This window comes from Caballeronia sp. EK, from assembly GCF_014384845.1.
GTDB lineage: Bacteria > Pseudomonadota > Gammaproteobacteria > Burkholderiales > Burkholderiaceae > Caballeronia > Caballeronia jiangsuensis.
In genome coordinates, this window is sequence record NZ_JACSUE010000004.1 from 157,365 (window position 1) to 175,140 (window position 17,776).

Consider the following 17,776-nt stretch of genomic DNA (forward strand, 5'->3'; position numbering starts at 1 on the left):
GCTCCTTCAGACGGCCAGCACGTTCGACAGCGTGCCGATACCCGCGATCGACACATCCACGCGCGCGCCGTCCTTGATCGAGCCGACGCCGATCGACGTGCCGCACGCGATCACATCGCCGGGCACGAGCGTCATGTCCTGCGACAGCATGCTCACCTGTTCGGCGGGCGAAAAGATCATGTCGTCGAGCGGATAGTTCTGACGCTCGACGCCTTCGAGCGTCGTGACGACGTTCGCAGTACGCCAGTCGAAGCCGTTGCCCGGCGTGACGATCGCGGGCCCGAGGCACGTGAACGTGTCGAAGCCCTTCGAGCGGCACCACTGCGCGAAATTGGGATCTTGCTGAAGCAGTTCGATCGCGGTGACATCGTTCACGCACGTATAGCCGAAGATCGCCTCCTCGGCTTCCTCAACCGACGCCCCGCTCACCGTCTTGCCGATCACGATGCCCAGTTCGCCCTCGTACGCAATCTTGCCTTGATAACTCTTCGGCCGGCGGATCGACTCGTTCGGCCCGATCACCGACATCGGCGGCTTGATCAGAAAGAGCGGATGCTGCGGCGGCGCCTTGTCGAGCTTCTGCGACAGCGCGTAGTAGTTGTTCCACAGCGCGATGACCTTGCTCGGCTGGCACGGCGCGAGCAGCGTGAGATCGTCGGCGGCGAAGGAAATGTCGGTCGGGCGCGGGCGGTCGAACATCGCGCCTTCGTGCTGCACGACGCGGCCCGAGTGCTGATCGAGCGTACCGAAGCCGATGCTGCCGCCGGCATCGCGAAAACGAATCCAGTGTTTCAAATCTGTCTCCTTGAGAATAGGAGCGCGGGCGTACATGGCCCGCGCTCTCGTCCCCTCCTCCTTACATCGGATCAGGCCCGCGTCGCGAGCCCACTTTTACTTCGCGCCGAGCATCATGACGGGCAGTTCCGTGGATGAGCTTGGCTGCTTCGCTTCGTTACAGGACAACCGTGTTGTTCATCCCGTGTGTGTCTCCGGTTTCTATGGACGTGCCGGGTCCGCGCCGCCTTCTTTCGAAGGCGGCGGGTGGCAAAGCAAGTGCGTGAGAGGCGTCTAGATCGCGCCGAGACTCTTCAGCGTGGCGACCTGATCGGGCGTGTAGCCGAGTTCGGCCATGACTTCGTCCGTATGCTCGCCGAGCAATGGCGAGCGCACGACTTCGGTCGGGCTGTCGGACAGTTTGATCGGATTGCCGACCGTGAGATATTTGCCGCGCACCGGATGATCCACTTCGACCACCGTGCCCGTCTTGCGCAGCGACGGCTCTTCGGCGATTTCCTTCATCGAGAGAATCGGACCGCAAGGAATGTCGTGCTTGTTGAGGATTTCCATCGCCTGGAATTTGGTCTTCGACATCGTCCAGCGCTCGATCTCTGCGAAGATGTCCTTCAGATGCGGCAGGCGCGCGTTCGGCGTCTTGTAGTCCGGATGGTCGATCCATTCCTCTTTGCCGATCACCTTGCAGATTTCACCCCACACCGGCGCCTGCGTGATGAAGTAGATATACGCGTTCGGATCGGTTTCCCAGCCCTTGCACTTGAGAATCCAGCCAGGCTGACCGCCGCCCGATGCATTGCCCGCGCGCGGCACCGCTTCGCCGAACGAGCCGTTCGGGTATTGCGGATATTCCTTCATCACGCCGGTGCGTTCCAGCCGTTGCTGATCGCGCAGCTTCACGCGACAGAGGTTGAGCACGCCGTCCTGCATCGCGGCGAGCACTTTCTGGCCGCGTCCGCTCGTGTTGCGCTGGTACAGCGCCGTGACGATGCCGAGCGCGAGATGCAGGCCCGTGCCGGAATCGCCGATCTGCGCGCCGCTGACCACGGGCGGGCCGTCGTCGAAACCGGTCGTCGAAGCCGCGCCGCCCGCGCATTGCGCGACGTTTTCGTAGACCTTGCAGTCCTCATAGGGTCCGGGGCCGAAGCCTTTGACCGAAGCGACGATCATCCGCGGATTCAACTCCTGGATGCGCTCCCACGTAAAGCCCATGCGATCGAGCGCGCCCGGCGCGAAGTTCTCGACGAGCACGTCGCATTTCTTCACGAGCGTCTCTAGCACCTTCTTCCCTTCAGGATTCTTGGTGTCGATGGTGATCGAGCGCTTGTTGTGGTTGAGCATCGTGAAGTAGAGGCTGTCGGCGTCGGGAATGTCGCGGAGTTGTTCCCGCGTGATGTCGCCTGCGCCCGCGCGTTCCACCTTGATGACGTCCGCGCCGAACCACGCGAGCAGCTGCGTGCAGGTCGGTCCCGACTGAACGTGCGTGAAATCCAGGATGCGCACGCCGTCCAGCGCCTTGCCAGAGTTGTTCACCGTCATGGCTTGTCTCCCAATTCTTTAGTTCGACGTTTATGGATTCAGATTCATTTGTACATCCTTTGCGCCATCGTGCCAGCCTTGCGCGCATCCTCGCGGCAGCTGCCGAGCATCTCGGCTCCCGTGATATACAATATTCCAGACACAATATTAGTCAACTGTAGATCGGTCGGAACAAACCCTGTGATGCACTGCACGATTGTCTAAAAGGCTTTACCGATGGTGCTTTCGCCATCATCGATATTGCATCGCAGCAATCACTGTATTCCTCCGAAGTTTCGTCCATTACCCGCGTCACTCCACCATACCCGCTAAAACCTTTTGCTCGCCGTGAAATCTGATATACAGTATTTCAGCGCGACGAAGGATACGTTTTTTGCCGCGCCACTCTCATTAGAGGACATCAGGAGACGCAATGAACATCCACGAATATCAGGCGAAGACGCTGCTGCGAAAGTACGGCGTCGCGGTTCCGGAAGGCCGCGTCGCCTTTTCCGCGCAGGAAGCCGCCGACGCGGCGCGCGCGATCGGCGGACCGGTCTGGGTCGTGAAGTCGCAGATTCACGCCGGCGGCCGCGGCGCGGGACGCTTTTCCAATGATCCGGACGGCAAAGGCGGCGTGCGCGTCGTGAAGTCCGTGGACGCGGTGCGCGAGAACGCGCAGCAGATGCTGGCATCGGTGCTCGTGACGAAGCAGACCGGGCCGGCGGGCAAGGAAGTGAAGCGTCTCTATGTCGAGGAAGGCTGCGATATCGCGCGCGAGTTGTATCTCGGCATGCTGGTCGATCGGGCCACGTCGCGCATCACGATCATGGCATCGACCGAAGGCGGCATGGAAATCGAGGAAGTGGCGCACCGCACGCCGGAAAAGATCCTCAAGGTCGCGATCGATCCGGCGACCGGGCTGCAACCGTTTCACACGCGTCAGATCGCGTTCGGCCTCGGTCTGAGCGGCAAGCAGGTCGGCGCGGCGTCGAAATTCATCACGGCGTTGTATCAGGCGTTCGTCGATCTCGACGCGTCCATCGTCGAAGTGAATCCGCTCGTCGTGACCGGTTCCGGCGACGTGATGGCGCTCGATGCCAAGCTCAATTTCGACGACAACGCGCTCTATCGCCATCCCGACATCGAAAAGCTGCGCGACGAGGACGAGGAAGATCCCGCCGAAATCGAAGCGGCGAAACACGGCCTGAACTACGTGACGCTCGACGGCAACATCGGCTGCATGGTGAACGGCGCCGGCCTCGCGATGGCCACGATGGACATCATCAAGCTATACGGCGGCGAGCCGGCCAACTTTCTCGATGTCGGCGGCGGCGCGACGCAGGAACGCGTCGCCACCGCATTCAAGCTGATTCTGCGCGACCCGAAAGTGCGCGGCATTCTGGTCAACATCTTCGGCGGCATCATGCGTTGCGACGTCATCGCGCAAGGCGTCGTCGCGGCCGCGCGCGAAGTCGATCTGCGCGTGCCGCTCGTCGTGCGCCTCGCCGGAACGAACGTCGATGCGGGCCGCGAAATCCTGCGCACCTCCGGCCTCACGATCATCCCCGCCGAAAACCTCGCCGATGCCGCCGACAAGATCGTCGGCGCCGTCGCTCACTGAGAGGACACCAGCATGAGCGTCTTGATCAATAAAGATACGAAAGTGATTTGCCAGGGCTTCACCGGCGCGCAGGGCACGTTTCACTCGGAACAGGCGATCGCGTACGGCACGCGCATGGTCGGCGGCGTGACGCCCGGCAAAGGCGGCACGACGCATCTGGAGTTGCCCGTGTTCGACACCGTCACCGATGCGGTCGCGAAAACCGGCGCCGACGCGTCCGTCATCTACGTGCCGCCGCCCTTCGCCGCCGATGCGATCCTCGAAGCCATCGACGCGCAGGTGCCGTTCATCGTCTGCATCACGGAAGGCATTCCGGTGCTCGACATGCTGCGCGTCAAGCGCGCGCTCGCCGGCTCGAACAGCCGGCTCGTCGGGCCGAACTGTCCGGGCGTCATCACGCCGGGGCAATGCAAGATCGGCATCATGCCGGGGCATATTCACCAGCCGGGGAAAATCGGCATCGTGTCGCGTTCGGGCACGCTCACGTATGAGGCCGTCGCGCAGACGACGGCCGCCGGGCTCGGGCAAACGACCTGCATCGGCATCGGCGGCGATCCGGTGAACGGCACGAATTTCATCGACTGCCTCGCGCTCTTTCTCGAAGACGACGCCACCGAAGGCATCATTATGATCGGGGAGATCGGTGGATCGGCCGAAGAGGAAGCCGCGCAATTTCTCAAGGAATCAAAGACCAGGAAGCCGGTGGTCGGCTTCATCGCCGGGACGACCGCGCCGCCGGGACGCCGCATGGGCCACGCCGGCGCGATCATCTCGGGCGGATCGGGCACGGCGAGCGCGAAAATCGACGCGATGAAGTCGGCGGGCATCCATGTCGCGGATTCGCCTGCCGCGCTCGGCGAAACGATGGTCCACGCGATACGCTAGTCGTATCGGTTCAACGATCCTGAACGCAAAAAAGGCTGCGCGGCAAACGCCACGCAGCCTTTTTCATGACTCGAACTTCAATCCGGCATCAGTCCAGAAAGTCGCAATTCGCCTCGACGAACGCCGCCAGATCCAGCGAATGCTGCTTCACGAGCCGCTCGACCAGTTCGGTGTCCCGCTTCTCCAGCGCCTCGATGATGCGCATGTGATCGACGATCGAGCGCGACGCCCGGTCGCTCTGCGAGATCGTCATCTTACGGATCGCGCGCACGTGCACGAAGATGTTCTTGATCGTCTCGAAGATGATTTCCGACTTCGACAGACGCACGATCGCCGAATGGAACGCGATATTCGCATCCGAATATTCGTCGATGTGCTCGGCGGGCGTCGAGTCGCGGAAGTTGTCGAACATGTGGCGCAAGTGGGCGATTTCCTCGTCCGTCGCGCGCTGCGTCGCGAGCCGCGCCGCCATGCTTTCCAGCGCCGCCCACATGTGGATCATCTCGACGATCTCGCGCTTGGTCTTGCGCAAGATATAGACACCCCGGCGCGGCACCGTGCGCAGGAAGCCTTCCTGCTCGAGCAGTGTCATGGCCTCGCGGATGGGTGTGCGCGAGACGCCGAGCGCTTCGGTCAGCTCTTTCTCGTCCAGACGGATTTCTTCCCGCGAGCGGTAGATGTCCGCCTCGGCGATCGCCTGCCGCAGCTTCGCGTACGCCTGATCGCGCAGCGAAACCGTGGCATTGATCGGCTCCAGCGAAAGCGTGAGCCCGGACGGACGAACGTCGGGGCGAACTTCCGGCCTGTCTACGGATTGAGTATCAGATGGCATTGATGGCTTGATTTCCCATGTGCGGACGGCGAGCGTCGACACGCTTGCCCGAACCGCCGTTCTGGTCATCCGCCGCAAGACCGGCGAAGCGACCGTGATTCTGTGCGCGCTGCAGCATGCTCTGCGGCACCGCCGACGCAATCATAAACGTAACACCCGTACCCACGGCAACCAGCGCGAATCCGACAACCACCAACAGGGCGATGCTCATTTCAGGCTCCAGTCAAATCACTCAAGAGCCCTCAGTATATGCTGCATCGCAACAGAGATCAACATATTTTGCATCTTGTATATCAGAAACAACGCTGGTGCCTTCGTCTGCAGTTTAGGCGGCTTTTTGCGATTGCGGGAGCGGCAGCGGCTTCGCCGTGCCCTGATTCACGCCCTCGCGCAGCTTGATCAATGCGAGCACCGCATCGAGCATCGGCGTGTCCACGTGAACGAGACGGCCGATTTCCTGCACGACGGTCATCAGCGGATCGATTTCCATCGGGCGATTGGCCTCGCAGTCCATTAGCATCGACGTCTTGTGCGCGCCGACCGCGCCCGCGCCGTTGATGCGCCGCTCCACGTCGACGCGGAAGTTCACGCCGATCTTGTCGCCGATGGCTTTCGCTTCCAGCATCATCGCCTTCGAGAGCGCGCGCGTGCCGGGATCGCTGGTCAGGACGTCGAGCGTCGCGCCGGTCAGCGCGCTGATCGGGTTGAAGCACAGGTTGCCCCAGAGCTTCAGCCAGATTTCGTCGCGGATGTTGTCGCGCATCGGCGCTTCCATGTCCGCCTTGGCCATCATGTCGTGCAGCGCCTGCAGTCGCGGCGTGATTTCGCCGCTCGGCTCGCCGATCGGAAACTTCTTGCCGTAGTGATGCTCGATGACGCCCGGCTCCGCGATCTCCGCCGCCGGCAGCAGCACGCAGCCGATCGCGCGTTCCGGCCCGAACACGTCCCACTGCCGGCCGCCAGGATCGACGCTCTGCAACTTCGTGCCTTCGAGCTCGCCGCCGTGCTTGTAGAAGTACCAGTACGGCAAACCGTTGACGGCCGTGACGATCGCCGTCTCCGGCCCAAGCAGCGGCGGAATCAGATCGACGACACCGGGAATCGAATGCGCCTTGAGCGCGATGATCACGTAATCCTGCGGACCGAGTTCGGCGGGATTGTTCGTGCAGCGCACCTTGACGACGTGCTCCTGACCATCGATGCGCAGCTTCACGCCGTTCGCCTGCATGGCCGCGAGATGCGGGCCGCGCGCGACGAAACTAACCTCCGCCCCGGCGCGCGCCAGTTGCGCACCCATATATCCGCCGATCGCGCCGGCGCCGTACACGCAGATTTTCATGGTTCGTCTCCTGAGGGTTGTAGCCTTCTAGCTCTCTGATATACAAGATACTACATTCCGTATCGACCGAGAACAAGGCGAATCGTGTTCTCGCGGACGAGCGGAAACCCGCATGCGCGAGGCGCGCCGCGGGTTGGAATGAATACAGGGAAAAGCGCCGGTCAGGCGTCGACAGGCTGACCCGAGATCACAGTATGCGACGAGGCCGCCACGATGTGCGACCACACACTTGCCGCGCTCGCGCGCAATGCGCGGCTCTTGCGCCGCACGAGCATGATCGTGCGCGACGTGTCCGGCACGAGCGGGATGAAGCGCGCCTGCGCGCTGTCGCACGCGGTGCGCGCGTGCATCGGCAGAATTCCGACGCCGAGTCCCGCTTCGGCCATGCGCGCGACCGCCGCCGACTGCGTGAGTTTCTGGCGAACCGCGCCGGTTACGCCGTGCAGCGCGAGCGCGGCTTCGATGGCGCCGAGACTGCCGGTGTCATCATCGAGAAGGAGAAGCGGCGTGCCGCGCAACTGCTGCCAGTCGATGCGCGCCGCCTCGCTGAGCCGATGCGACGCGCTCACGACCGCCGCGAGTCCATCGGCGAAAAGCGGTTCGGCGGCGAGTTCGTCGAGATTCTCCGGCGCGATCACGACGCCCAGTTCCGCCTCGCCGGAACGAACGAGTTGCAGCACGGCGTTCTGCGGCCGATCCATCATCACGATCGTGATATCCGGCAAGTGCTCGCGGCAGGACGCGAGCATGCCGGGCAAGACGCTCGCGGTGAGACCAGAACTGCTCGCGAGATTCACGACGCCCGGCTCGCCACCCTCGTGCGCGCGCGGCCGCAGCGTCGCTTCCAGTTCCTCGACAAGCGGCGCGATGCGCGCGAGCAGGCGGCGTCCAGTGTCGGTGAGTGCGACCTGGCGCGTGGTGCGATCGAAGAGCCGCAGCGCGACTTCGTCTTCGAGTTCTCTGATGCTGCGGCTGACTGCCGATTGCGTGATGCCGAATTCATCGCCCGCGCGCGTGAAGCTGCGATGCCGCGCGAGCGTGACGAACAATCTCAACTGATGCAGCGATACGCTGAGCGATGGAGACGGTTCGCGCGGCATCTCTCGACTGCCTTACTGAACCGTGTTGCGCGATGCGTCCCAGCCCGTCTGGAACGACGCGTTGACCGATGATTCCGCCGACGTTTCCGTCAGCGTGTTCTCGATCCAGCGCTTGCGCATCGGTGCGAGGACGAACTTTGCGCACAGTCCCGCCGCGATCGACGTGACGGCCGCCGCGATGAACACCGCGTTCCACGAACCGACCGACGCGAGCACCGATGCAAGCGGCACCAGCATCGATGCCGTGCCCTTCGCCGTGTACAACGTGCCCGCGTTAGCGGCGGCGTACTTGCTGCCGAAGGTATCGGCGCAGGTCGCGGGGAAGATCGAGAAGATTTCGCCCCAGCACAGGAACGTCATCGCCGCGAACAGCATGAAGAGATACGGATCGTGTCCGAACTCCATCAGCCCGAGCAGCGCGACGCCTTCGCCCAGGAAGATGATGAACATCGTGTTCTCGCGGCCGATCTTGTCCGAGATGAAACCGCACAGCGGACGCGTGAAACCGTTGCACAGGTTATCGATGGACAGCGTCATCGCGAGCAATGGCAGCGTCACGCCCAGCAGGTTCACCGGCATCTTCGCGAAGCCGTATTCCTTCGCAATCGGCCCGAACTGCGCGGTCGCGATCACGCCGCCCGCCGCGACGAACACGAACATCAGGTACAGCACCCAGAAGAGCGGCGAGCGCACCATCTGTCCTGTCGTGTAGTCGATTTTCGTCGACACGATGCGCTTGGCCGGCACGATGCCCTTCGGCGGATTGGGTCGCACGAGCATCAGCGCGAGCACGAAAATGCATGCGCCCTGCAGGATGCCGAAGAACATGAACGCGTGCTCGTAGCCCGAGCTCTGGATCATGTTGGAGATCGGAATCACGGTGACGGCCGCGCCCGCGCCGAAGCCCGCCGCCGTCATGCCCGCAGCGAGACCGCGCTTGTCCGGAAACCACTTGAGCGCCGTGCCGACGCACGTGCCGTACACGCAGCCCGCGCCGATGCCCGCGACCACCGCCCCGATGTAGAGATGGATGAGACTCGTCGCGTTCGCGTCGATGATCCAGCCGAGCGCCGCGCAGATCGAACCGCCGATGACGACCGGCCGCGGGCCGAATTTATCGACGAGCCAGCCCTCGACGGGCACGAGCCAGGTTTCGGTAACGATGAAGATGGTGAAGGCGGTCTGAATCGCCGCCTGACCCCAGTGATGCTTCGCATCCATTGGGACGACGAACAGGGTCCATGCGTACTGCAGGTTGGCGACCAGCCCCATGCATATGATGCCGATCACTAGCTGGAACCATCTGTTGTGATGACGCCCGTGCGATTGCCCGGACACAACCGTGTCTGCGCTTGCCATGTCTGTCTCCGTTATGTTTTCTAGCGCTCGTACGGCGCTTGATGTGCTGCGAGAAACCGGCGCGGTGCGCCGGCGGCGAGCGGTCGGTCAGGGGAAGTGCTCGGTCCAGGCGGCGTGGGCGTGAGGCCGCCTGTCGCGCATGTCGCGCGTGCTGCACATACTGAAGTGGGCGATCGATTCGCACGTCAGGCAAACATCCGCGTCAGGCGATCGACGAATCATTTCAAGCGATTCCCAATAAAGTCCGGATGGTTGATGCGCCTTTGCAGGCTTCGGGTTTTTGCTGAGTCGTGCCGTGATACATGGCGAAAAGCGCGTGGCCGATGCTCGGGGTTAAGCATAACCGTTCGTGCTAGCCGCGACCGTCCTCCTTACAACTTTTGGGGACGTGAAAGCATCGTGGGGGAGAAAAACGATTAAGGAAAGTTAGAAAAAATTATTGTATAAATTAGCTATCGTTAATGGATGAAGGATCGCCGTGCTCCGCAACGCTACCCTGCGTCAGTTGAAGATCTTCGAGACCGTTGCCCGTCGACTGAGTTTTTCTCGCGCCGCCGAGGAACTCTATCTCACTCAGCCCGCCGTCTCGACGCAGGTCAAGCAACTGGAGGAGCACGCTGGCTTGCCGCTCTTCGAGCAGTTGGGCAAGAAAATCTACCTCACGCCGGCCGGCAATGAAATGCTCCATTACAGCCGTGCGATCCTGGAGCAATTCCGCGAAGCCGACGACGCGATGGCACGGCTCAAGGGCATTTCGGGCGGCACGCTGAGTGTCGCGGTGATCAGCGCGGGCGATTATTTTTTTCCGCGACTGCTTGCGGCGTTCACGCAGCGTAATACCGATGTCAGGCTCAACCTTGCGGTACATAACCGCGAAGAACTGCTGCATCAGCTTTCCGACAATCTCACCGACCTCGCCGTGATGGTGCGTCCGCCGCGCGACATGGATACGGTCAACGTTTCCTTTGCACCGCATCCGTATGTGATCGTCGCGCCGCCGGATCATCCGCTCGTCGGACGCAAAAACGTGCCGCTGGAAGCACTGGCCGACGAGCCGTTCATCGTCCGCGAGCGCGGTTCGGATACCTGGAATTCGATGGAAGAAGGTTTCGCGGGCCGGCTCTCAAACCTGAACGTCGCGATGGAAATCACCAGCACGGAGACGATCAAGCAGGCGGTGATCGCCGGCATGGGCGTGAGCTTTCTGTCCGCGCACACGATCAGCATGGAGTTGCAGGTCGGCAAACTGGCGGTGCTCGATATCGAGGGTTTTCCCGTGATGCTCAACTGGTTCGTCGTGCATCGGAACAACAAGCGTCTGCCGCCGGTGGCGCTCGCGTTCAAGCAGTTTCTCGTCGAAGAAGGCGCCGCACAGATCGAAGCGATCACGCAAATCGTCGCGAAGACCGGTAAGCCCAATTCATAACGCTTACTGAATATATAAGCGAAAAAACTTTAACTATCGTATATGGATCGTGTTACCTATCCTGCATTCATGCCCCCCGGCCATACAGGAGACGATCATGATCCATGCAATGTACAGCGATGACCGCGAAGTTCAGGCGCAAGTCTGCGCATTCAATACCGCTTTTGAAGAACTCGATCTGATGTTCCGCTGGGATGTGCAGACCTACCTCGCGCTTGCGTCGGCGGACAGCGACTACGGGAAGATCGCGCAGTACATCGAGACGCACTCTCCGCATCTCCTGAAGGCGTACAGCGCGGAGTTTCTCTGCCAGGCGATCGTCGAGCGCAAGAATTCGACTGTCGAAGCATGCCGGCAAAACACGGTTCAATATGAAGACAGCACGCAGCGGGCGCGGCTTTGGCGAGCGCGCAACCAGGAAACGGCGCGCGCTTAAGGCTCTTCACTCTCGATAAGGGCGGTCCGGGAAATTCCGGACCGCCCTTTTGCGTCTTCTCGTGTTTGCATGATTCGCCGCGGTTGCCCGCGGCGGCGTTTCCCTTAAGGTGTCTTCACCTTAAGGTGTCAGTGCGACCCAGACTGCCTTCGGCTCGGTGAAGTTCTCGATGGCGACATCGCCATGTTCGCGGCCGAAGCCGGAATCGCCTGAGCCACCCCACGGCAGACGCACATCGGTGAAGCCGTAGGTATTCACCCAGACCGTGCCCGCCTTGAGTTCGGCAGCCATGCGATGCACGCGGCCGATATCCGCGCTCCACACAGCCGCGGCGAGACTGTAGGCGGTGCCGTTGGCGATGCGCAATGCGTCGGCTTCATCGTCGAAGGGAATGACGCTCGCGACCGGCCCGAAGATCTCCTCCTGCGAGATGCGCATCTCGTGTTCGACGTTCGCGAACACCGTCGGCTCGACGAAAAAGCCGCGCTCGCCTGAGCGCCTGCCGCCCGTCACGAGCGACGCGCCCTCTTCCTTGCCGACATCCACATAGTCCAGCACGCTCTTCATCTGCTTGGCGGAGATGAGCGGGCCCATATTGGTTTCACGGCTCGACGGATCGCCGAGCTTGATCGTCCGCGCGCGTTGGGCAAGGCGTTCGACGACTTCATCGTAGACGGCGCGTTGCGCGAGAATCCGCGAGCCCGCCGAGCAGACCTGGCCCGCGTTGAAGAAGATGCCGGAGGCCGCCGCGCGCACGGCGCCATCGAGATTTGCGTCCGCGAAAATCACGTTGGCGGACTTGCCGCCGAGTTCGAGCGTGACGCGCTTGAAGTTGCCCGCCGCGCCCTGCAGGATGCCGCGTCCGACCGACGGCGACCCGGTGAACGTGACCTTGTCGACACCAGGATGCGCGACGAGCGCGTCGCCGACGACCGAGCCCTTGCCGGTCACGATATTGAGCACGCCCGGCGGCACGCCGGCTTCGAGCGCGAGGCGTCCGACCATCAGCGCGGAGAGCGGCGTGATTTCGGCGGGTTTCACGATCAGCGTGCAGCCGCATGCGAGCGCGGGCGCGATCTTCCACATGCCGATCATCAGCGGGAAATTCCACGGCACGATCGCCGCGACGACGCCGACGGGTTCGCGCACGGTGTAGGTCAGCGCGTCGGGGCGCGCGGGCACGACCTGGCCGTTGATCTTGTCGCACCAGCCGGCGTAGTACGCGAGTGTGTCGATGGCGGCGGGCACGTCCTGGCGTTGCACGCCCGCGATCGGCTTGCCTGCGTCGAGACTTTCGAGCGCCGCGAGTTCTTCCTGATTTTCGCGGAGCAACTCGGCGAGCTTCATCAGGATGCGGCCGCGCTCGGCTGCACGGATCGCGTTCCACGGTTTGAGCGCGGCGCGCGCGGCCTGCACTGCGCGGTCGACATCGGCGGACGTACCTTGTGCCACGCGGGATATGGGGTTCTCTGTGGCGGGATCGAGGTTCGTCGAATATTCACCTCCGCTCGGAGGAACGAATTCGCCGTTGATCAGCAATTCGTAGCGCTTGAGGTCCGTGTTGTTGTCCATGTCTCGCTCCATGTGATTTTCAGAATCACCTCATGTTGGCGCAGAACCACCATTCACGAAAGCAAAACATTCTTATCGTTTATATAGGACGGAATGTATGAACGGATATAGCGGCGAGGGGTGAGGTTGGGTCTGGTGCGGCGTCATGACCTTGACCATCGGACGGCGTTATACTGCGGGCCTTCAATTTTCCGCAAGTCATCGAGCGATACGTATGAACCCACTACCTCCCTGCCCTCAGTGCCAATCGGCATTCACTTACGAAGATGCGGGCATGTATATCTGCCCCGAATGCGCGCACGAGTGGTCCGCGCAGACGGACAGCGCATCGGAACCCGCCGCCAGGGTCTATCGTGATTCTGCTGGGAACGTTCTTCACGATGGCGACACAGTTACTGTCATCAAGGATCTGAAGCTCAAAGGCGGCGGCGGAGTGGTCAAGATGGGCACGAAAGTCAAAAATATTCGGCTCGTCGATGCCGATCATGACATCGACTGCAAGATCGATGGCTTTGGAGCCATGAGTCTCAAGACGGAATTCGTCAAAAAGGCTTAACGTAGTCTACGTTCCAAGGAAGCCTATACGCGGCGAGTTGTGTAGGGATCCTTATATAATTCGATCTTGCGAATCAGGAGCCACATTCCTCACGACCCACACACCGGCGGCCGATACCCCGGAATCTGCCGCAACGCATGATCGCAAGCCGCCGATAGCGCGGCTAGCCGCTCCACATTCGCGCGCATGTCGACTTGCGTTTGCGCGATCGTCTCGCGAATTCTCTCAACACGCGGCATGATGCCCTCCGCAATCACCGCGCACTCAGCATCTCTACCAATACACGCTTGCGCATCCTCGCGGGCTTCGTGCAGTTCCATCACCGAAACCTTGTTCTGTGCGAGAAGACGCGCATAAGCTTCTGCCAGCTCGCCGAGGCCCATCGATTGCATTCGCGCGACGAAATCCCGCGTCGATCGATAAGCGAGCTCGCCCGCATCATAGGCCATGAATTGAGCGTCGAAGATGGAAAGCGAGAGACGTCCTTCGGGGGTCTGGAATTCGAGCTTGGTCGGCATGATCCAAATTGCGTGGTTTGAGGTGCCCGAATTCTATGAACTCGACCGCCAAGCGGCTTTCGGACTACGGCGAAAGTTATGGCAAAGACATGCAATGCAGCGTTGCGATACGCAGTCATCCAACGAAGCGAATGTTCAATGAGCCGAAACGATAAAGGCCTGTCGCACCGCAATCGGATACGTCTCGCCCGATCAGACTTAATTAACCGTTACACGAGCCGCAACGCGAATAACGCATTTTCGCCTTGAAAAGATGTATTCCCTATACCAACATTGAAGTCATCTTTCGTGCTGGCCTTTCCCACAATGCCAAACGAGATCAGACGTGCCCCATGGATGAGAAAAACGAAATACGCCAGTCCGAAGAGTTGCGCAGCTTTCTGTTTCTGACCGTCGTCATGGTTCCCGTGCTCACGGTCATGATCATTGCCGCTTACGGATTCGTGGTCTGGTTCTATCAGATGCTGGTTGGCGGCCCGCCACATCATTAACGAGCGTCGCGATTATTTCAATTAAATGAAGCTCAAGCTCGTCGATAGCAGTAGTCGTTTCGACGATAAGACTGACCAGTCTTGCGAGTATCACATCGCCGGCGTCGTTGTATACGCGCGGATAGAAGCCCTGGCACGCGTCAAGCAGGCGCTCGCCGAATTGCCTGGCGCACAGGTTCACGGATCGAGCGCCGAAGGCAGGATCGTGCTCACGCTCGAAGCGGACCGCTCATCTCATGTTGCCGATCAATTGCACGCGGCGCAGTCGATACCCGATGTCGTGAGCATCGCGCTCGTTTATCAGCATCACGAACACGCCGATTCGCTGAACGAGGAAATCCCCGATGAAACTGACTCGTCGCGCGTTCATTAAGCAGACCGCCGCCACCACGGCCGCCGCGTCCGCGGGCATCACGCTGCCCGGCATGGAGGCCGTCGCCCAGAGCGACGACATCGCGTGGTCCAAGGCGCCCTGCCGCTTCTGCGGCACGGGATGCGGCGTGCTCGTCGGCGTGAAGGGCAATCAGGTGGTCGCGACGCAGGCGGACCCGCAAGCCGAAGTCAATCGCGGGCTCAACTGCGTGAAGGGCTACTTCCTCTCGAAGATCATGTACGGCCAGGATCGCCTGACCACGCCGCTCATGCGCATGAAGAACGGCAAGTTCGACAAGAGCGGCGAGTTCCAGCCCGTCTCGTGGGACGTCGCGTTCGATACGATGGCCGACCAGTTCAAGCGGGCGCTGAAGGAAAAAGGCCCGACCGCCGTCGGCATGTTCGGCTCGGGGCAATGGACCGTGTGGGAAGGCTACGCGGCCGTCAAGCTGATGAAAGCGGGCTTTCGCAGCAACAATCTCGACCCGAACGCGCGGCACTGCATGGCCTCGGCCGTGACGGGCTTCATGCGCACCTTCGGCATGGACGAGCCGATGGGCTGCTACGACGACATCGAGGCAACCGATGCCTTCGTGCTGTGGGGCTCTAACATGGCGGAGATGCATCCGGTGCTGTGGACGCGCGTGACGGCGCGGCGGCTGTCGAACCAGAACGTGCGCGTCGTCGTTCTCTCGACGTTCGAGCATCGTTCATTCGATCTCGCCGACGAGACCATCGTCTTCACGCCGCAGTCCGATCTCGCGATCATGAATTACATCGCGAACTACATCATCAAGAACGGCAAGGTGAACCGGGCGTTCGTCGACAAGCACACGAATTTCAGGAAGGGAAACGCGGATATCGGCTATGGGCTGCGTCCCGACAATCCGCTGCAAAAGGCGGCGAAGAACGCCGGCGATCCGAACGGCTCACAGCCGATCAGCTTCGACGAATTCGCGCAGTTCGTCTCGCGCTACGACGCGGCCTATGTGACGAAGCTCTCGGGCGTGCCGAAGAACAAGCTCGATCAGCTCGCGAAGCTGTACGCCGATCCGAAGACCAAGGTCGTGTCCTTCTGGACGATGGGCTTCAATCAGCACACGCGCGGCACGTGGGCCAACAACATGGTCTACAACCTGCACTTGCTGACGGGCAAGATCTCCACGCCGGGCAACAGCCCGTTCTCGCTCACGGGACAGCCTTCGGCATGCGGCACGGCGCGCGAAGTCGGCACGTTCTCGCATCGGCTACCCGCCGACATGGTCGTGACCAACCCGAAGCATCGCGAGGAAGCGGAGCACATCTGGAAGCTGCCCGAGGGAACGATTCCCGACAAGCCGGGCTTTCATGCCGTCCTGCAAAACCGCATGCTGCGCGACGGCAAGCTCAACGCCTATTGGGTGATGGTCAACAACAACATGCAGGCCGCCGCGAACATCAACAACGAGGCATTGCCGGGGTATCGCAAGGAATCGAATTTCGTCGTCGTGTCGGATGTCTATCCGACGGTCACGGCCGTCGCCGCCGACCTGATCCTGCCGTCCGCGATGTGGGTCGAGAAAGAAGGCGCGTACGGCAACGCGGAGCGGCGCACGCAGTTCTGGCATCAACTGGTGCAGGCGCCCGCCGGCGCGCGTTCGGATCTCTGGCAGCTCGTCGAGTTCTCGAAGCGCTTCAAGGTCGAGGAGGTCTGGCCCGCCGAACTGATCGCGAAGAAGCCGGAATACAAGGGCAAGACGCTCTACGACATCCTTTATCGGAACGGCCAGGTCGACAAGTTTCCCGCATCGCAAATAGACGCGAAGTATCGCAACAACGAAGCCGCGGCGTTCGGCTTCTACGTGCAGAAGGGTCTGTTCGAGGAGTATGCGAGTTTCGGGCGCGGCCACGGTCACGATCTCGCGCCGTTCGACATGTATCACCAGGCGCGCGGCATCCGCTGGCCGGTCGTCAACGGCAAGGAGACGCTCTGGCGCTACAAGGAAGGTTCCGATCCCTACGTGAAGGCCGGCGCCGACTGGCAGTTCTATGGCAATCCGGATGGCCGCGCCGTGATCTATGCGCTGCCCTACGAGCCGCCGCCCGAATCGCCGGACAAGGAATATCCGTTCTGGCTCGCGACCGGCCGCGTGCTCGAACACTGGCATTCCGGGTCGATGACGCGCCGCGTGCCCGAGCTCTATCGCGCGTTTCCGAACGCCGTATGCTTCATGCATCCCGATGACGCGAAGGCGCTCGGCATCCGGCGCGGCGTGGAAGTGCGCGTGATATCACGGCGCGGCGAGATGCGCACGCGCGTGGAGACGCGCGGCCGCGACAAGCCGCCGCGCGGACTCGTGTTCGTGCCGTGGTTCGATGCGAGCCAGCTCATCAACAAGGTGACGCTCGACGCCACCGATCCGATCTCGTTCCAGACCGACTACAAGAAGTGCGCGGTCAGGATCGTGCGGGTCTAGGAGCACATGTCATGCGCACGCTGATCGCTCTCGTCATCGCATCGCTGCTCGCGCTTGCCGCCATCGCGATCGCGCAGCCCACCGTCCCCAATCTGCCGTTCCACGACTCGCTGCGCGGCACGACGCCGATCGGCGAAGAGACCCGCGCGCCGCTCCTCGCGCCCACCGAAAACAAGGACGTGATACGCGGCCTCAACTACGCGCAGCAACCGCCGACGATCCCGCACAAGATCGATAACTATCAGCTCGACAAGAACGCGAACCGCTGCCTCGCGTGTCATGCGCGCAGCCGTGTCGAAGAGAGCGGCGCCGTGCCCGTTGCCGTATCGCATTACATGGACCGCGAAGGCATGGTGTCCGGGCATCTGTCGCCACGCCGCTATTTCTGCACGCAGTGCCACGTTCCGCAGGCGGATACGAAGCCGCTCGTCGGCAATACGTTCGTCGCTGTCGAAGACATCAAGCGGCAGCCGGCATCCAAGAACCAGAAACGATGAGCG

At 61.7% G+C, this 17,776-nt stretch carries 18 protein-coding genes; 9 read left to right on the forward strand and 9 right to left on the reverse strand.

Annotated elements, in window-relative coordinates; all coding sequences use genetic code 11:
- Positions 1-6: 6 nt before the first annotated feature.
- Both IAG25_RS12980 and frc read right to left on the reverse strand, forming a co-directional pair.
- Complete coding sequence (locus tag IAG25_RS12980) at positions 7-795, reverse strand: fumarylacetoacetate hydrolase family protein (protein WP_187605217.1); 789 nt, start codon at positions 793-795, stop codon at positions 7-9.
- 273 nt (positions 796-1,068) lie between these two features.
- Positions 1,069-2,331, reverse strand: coding sequence for a formyl-CoA transferase (gene frc, locus IAG25_RS12985; protein ID WP_187605218.1), 1,263 nt, complete (start codon positions 2,329-2,331; stop codon positions 1,069-1,071).
- Between the two features lie 412 nt (positions 2,332-2,743).
- On the opposite strand from frc, the gene sucC reads away from it, so the two are divergent.
- Both sucC and sucD read left to right on the forward strand, forming a co-directional pair.
- On the forward strand, positions 2,744-3,934 hold the full coding sequence (gene sucC / locus IAG25_RS12990; protein WP_187605219.1) for an ADP-forming succinate--CoA ligase subunit beta: 1,191 nt from the start codon (positions 2,744-2,746) through the stop codon (positions 3,932-3,934).
- Positions 3,935-3,946: 12 nt separating this feature from the next.
- Positions 3,947-4,819, forward strand: coding sequence for a succinate--CoA ligase subunit alpha (gene sucD, locus IAG25_RS12995; RefSeq protein WP_187605220.1), 873 nt, complete (start codon positions 3,947-3,949; stop codon positions 4,817-4,819).
- 88 nt (positions 4,820-4,907) lie between these two features.
- Here the strand turns inward: sucD and IAG25_RS13000 are convergent, their stop codons facing one another.
- From IAG25_RS13000 to oxlT, 5 genes are all read right to left on the reverse strand, one after another.
- Positions 4,908-5,651 carry a GntR family transcriptional regulator gene (locus tag IAG25_RS13000; RefSeq protein WP_035502489.1) on the reverse strand — a complete coding sequence of 248 codons (744 nt, stop codon included), beginning with the start codon at positions 5,649-5,651 and terminating at the stop codon, positions 4,908-4,910.
- A complete protein-coding gene (locus tag IAG25_RS13005; protein ID WP_075583861.1) occupies positions 5,641-5,862 on the reverse strand; it encodes a hypothetical protein in 222 nt (73 codons plus the stop codon). The genes IAG25_RS13000 and IAG25_RS13005 overlap by 11 nt, the downstream gene beginning before the upstream one ends.
- A 114-nt stretch (positions 5,863-5,976) precedes the next feature.
- Positions 5,977-6,990 (reverse strand): 2-dehydropantoate 2-reductase, encoded by a 1,014-nt coding sequence (locus IAG25_RS13010; protein ID WP_035502487.1) that lies wholly within the window; start codon positions 6,988-6,990, stop codon positions 5,977-5,979.
- Positions 6,991-7,151: 161 nt separating this feature from the next.
- Complete coding sequence (locus tag IAG25_RS13015) at positions 7,152-8,090, reverse strand: LysR family transcriptional regulator (RefSeq protein WP_187605221.1); 939 nt, start codon at positions 8,088-8,090, stop codon at positions 7,152-7,154.
- Between the two features lie 12 nt (positions 8,091-8,102).
- The gene (oxlT, locus tag IAG25_RS13020; protein WP_187605222.1) at positions 8,103-9,449 is read right to left on the reverse strand and encodes an oxalate/formate MFS antiporter; all 1,347 of its coding nucleotides are present in this window, start codon (positions 9,447-9,449) and stop codon (positions 8,103-8,105) included.
- Between the two features lie 478 nt (positions 9,450-9,927).
- Here oxlT and IAG25_RS13025 point away from each other — a divergent pair, with 478 nt between their 5' ends.
- Positions 9,928-10,875: a LysR family transcriptional regulator gene (locus IAG25_RS13025; protein ID WP_035502484.1), complete on the forward strand. Its 948-nt coding sequence runs from the start codon at positions 9,928-9,930 to the stop codon at positions 10,873-10,875.
- 97 nt (positions 10,876-10,972) lie between these two features.
- On the forward strand, positions 10,973-11,311 hold the full coding sequence (locus IAG25_RS13030) for a hypothetical protein (protein ID WP_187605223.1): 339 nt from the start codon (positions 10,973-10,975) through the stop codon (positions 11,309-11,311).
- 120 nt (positions 11,312-11,431) lie between these two features.
- Here IAG25_RS13030 and IAG25_RS13035 read toward each other — a convergent pair whose 3' ends face one another.
- The gene (locus tag IAG25_RS13035) at positions 11,432-12,883 is read right to left on the reverse strand and encodes an aldehyde dehydrogenase family protein (protein WP_187605224.1); all 1,452 of its coding nucleotides are present in this window, start codon (positions 12,881-12,883) and stop codon (positions 11,432-11,434) included.
- Between the two features lie 214 nt (positions 12,884-13,097).
- Here IAG25_RS13035 and IAG25_RS13040 point away from each other — a divergent pair, with 214 nt between their 5' ends.
- Entirely contained in the window at positions 13,098-13,439 is a 342-nt protein-coding gene (locus tag IAG25_RS13040; RefSeq protein ID WP_187605225.1) for a zinc ribbon domain-containing protein YjdM, read from the forward strand.
- 89 nt (positions 13,440-13,528) lie between these two features.
- Here the strand turns inward: IAG25_RS13040 and IAG25_RS13045 are convergent, their stop codons facing one another.
- Positions 13,529-13,957 carry a hypothetical protein gene (locus tag IAG25_RS13045; RefSeq protein ID WP_187605226.1) on the reverse strand — a complete coding sequence of 143 codons (429 nt, stop codon included), beginning with the start codon at positions 13,955-13,957 and terminating at the stop codon, positions 13,529-13,531.
- A 332-nt stretch (positions 13,958-14,289) separates the two neighbouring features.
- Between IAG25_RS13045 and napE the strand changes: the two genes are divergently transcribed.
- Genes napE through IAG25_RS13065 form a run of 4 tightly spaced genes read left to right on the forward strand, consistent with a single transcriptional unit; the run spans position 14,290 to position 17,773 of the window.
- The gene (gene napE, locus IAG25_RS13050) at positions 14,290-14,448 is read left to right on the forward strand and encodes a periplasmic nitrate reductase, NapE protein (RefSeq protein WP_187605227.1); all 159 of its coding nucleotides are present in this window, start codon (positions 14,290-14,292) and stop codon (positions 14,446-14,448) included.
- 25 nt (positions 14,449-14,473) lie between these two features.
- On the forward strand, positions 14,474-14,821 hold the full coding sequence (locus IAG25_RS13055; protein ID WP_187605228.1) for a chaperone NapD: 348 nt from the start codon (positions 14,474-14,476) through the stop codon (positions 14,819-14,821).
- A complete protein-coding gene (gene napA, locus IAG25_RS13060; protein WP_187605229.1) occupies positions 14,793-17,276 on the forward strand; it encodes a periplasmic nitrate reductase subunit alpha in 2,484 nt (827 codons plus the stop codon). Before IAG25_RS13055 ends, napA begins: the two co-directional genes overlap by 29 nt.
- 11 nt (positions 17,277-17,287) lie before the next feature.
- Positions 17,288-17,773 (forward strand): nitrate reductase cytochrome c-type subunit, encoded by a 486-nt coding sequence (locus IAG25_RS13065; RefSeq protein ID WP_187605230.1) that lies wholly within the window; start codon positions 17,288-17,290, stop codon positions 17,771-17,773.
- The last annotated feature ends 3 nt before the right edge of the window (positions 17,774-17,776 follow it).

Bases quoted from the DNA above. Each gene is read 5' to 3' on its own strand.
- frc (WP_187605218.1), bottom strand. From the start codon at position 2,331: ATGACGGTGAACAACTCTGGCAAGGCGCTGGACGGCGTGCGCATCCTG.
- sucC (WP_187605219.1), top strand. From the start codon at position 2,744: ATGAACATCCACGAATATCAGGCGAAGACGCTGCTGCGAAAGTACGGC.
- sucD (WP_187605220.1), top strand. From the start codon at position 3,947: ATGAGCGTCTTGATCAATAAAGATACGAAAGTGATTTGCCAGGGCTTC.
- IAG25_RS13000 (WP_035502489.1), bottom strand. From the start codon at position 5,651: ATGCCATCTGATACTCAATCCGTAGACAGGCCGGAAGTTCGCCCCGAC.
- IAG25_RS13005 (WP_075583861.1), bottom strand. From the start codon at position 5,862: ATGAGCATCGCCCTGTTGGTGGTTGTCGGATTCGCGCTGGTTGCCGTG.
- IAG25_RS13010 (WP_035502487.1), bottom strand. From the start codon at position 6,990: ATGAAAATCTGCGTGTACGGCGCCGGCGCGATCGGCGGATATATGGGT.
- IAG25_RS13015 (WP_187605221.1), bottom strand. From the start codon at position 8,090: ATGCCGCGCGAACCGTCTCCATCGCTCAGCGTATCGCTGCATCAGTTG.
- oxlT (WP_187605222.1), bottom strand. From the start codon at position 9,449: ATGGCAAGCGCAGACACGGTTGTGTCCGGGCAATCGCACGGGCGTCAT.
- IAG25_RS13030 (WP_187605223.1), top strand. From the start codon at position 10,973: ATGATCCATGCAATGTACAGCGATGACCGCGAAGTTCAGGCGCAAGTC.
- IAG25_RS13035 (WP_187605224.1), bottom strand. From the start codon at position 12,883: ATGGACAACAACACGGACCTCAAGCGCTACGAATTGCTGATCAACGGC.
- IAG25_RS13040 (WP_187605225.1), top strand. From the start codon at position 13,098: ATGAACCCACTACCTCCCTGCCCTCAGTGCCAATCGGCATTCACTTAC.
- IAG25_RS13045 (WP_187605226.1), bottom strand. From the start codon at position 13,957: ATGCCGACCAAGCTCGAATTCCAGACCCCCGAAGGACGTCTCTCGCTT.
- napE (WP_187605227.1), top strand. From the start codon at position 14,290: ATGGATGAGAAAAACGAAATACGCCAGTCCGAAGAGTTGCGCAGCTTT.
- IAG25_RS13055 (WP_187605228.1), top strand. From the start codon at position 14,474: ATGAAGCTCAAGCTCGTCGATAGCAGTAGTCGTTTCGACGATAAGACT.
- napA (WP_187605229.1), top strand. From the start codon at position 14,793: ATGAAACTGACTCGTCGCGCGTTCATTAAGCAGACCGCCGCCACCACG.
- IAG25_RS13065 (WP_187605230.1), top strand. From the start codon at position 17,288: ATGCGCACGCTGATCGCTCTCGTCATCGCATCGCTGCTCGCGCTTGCC.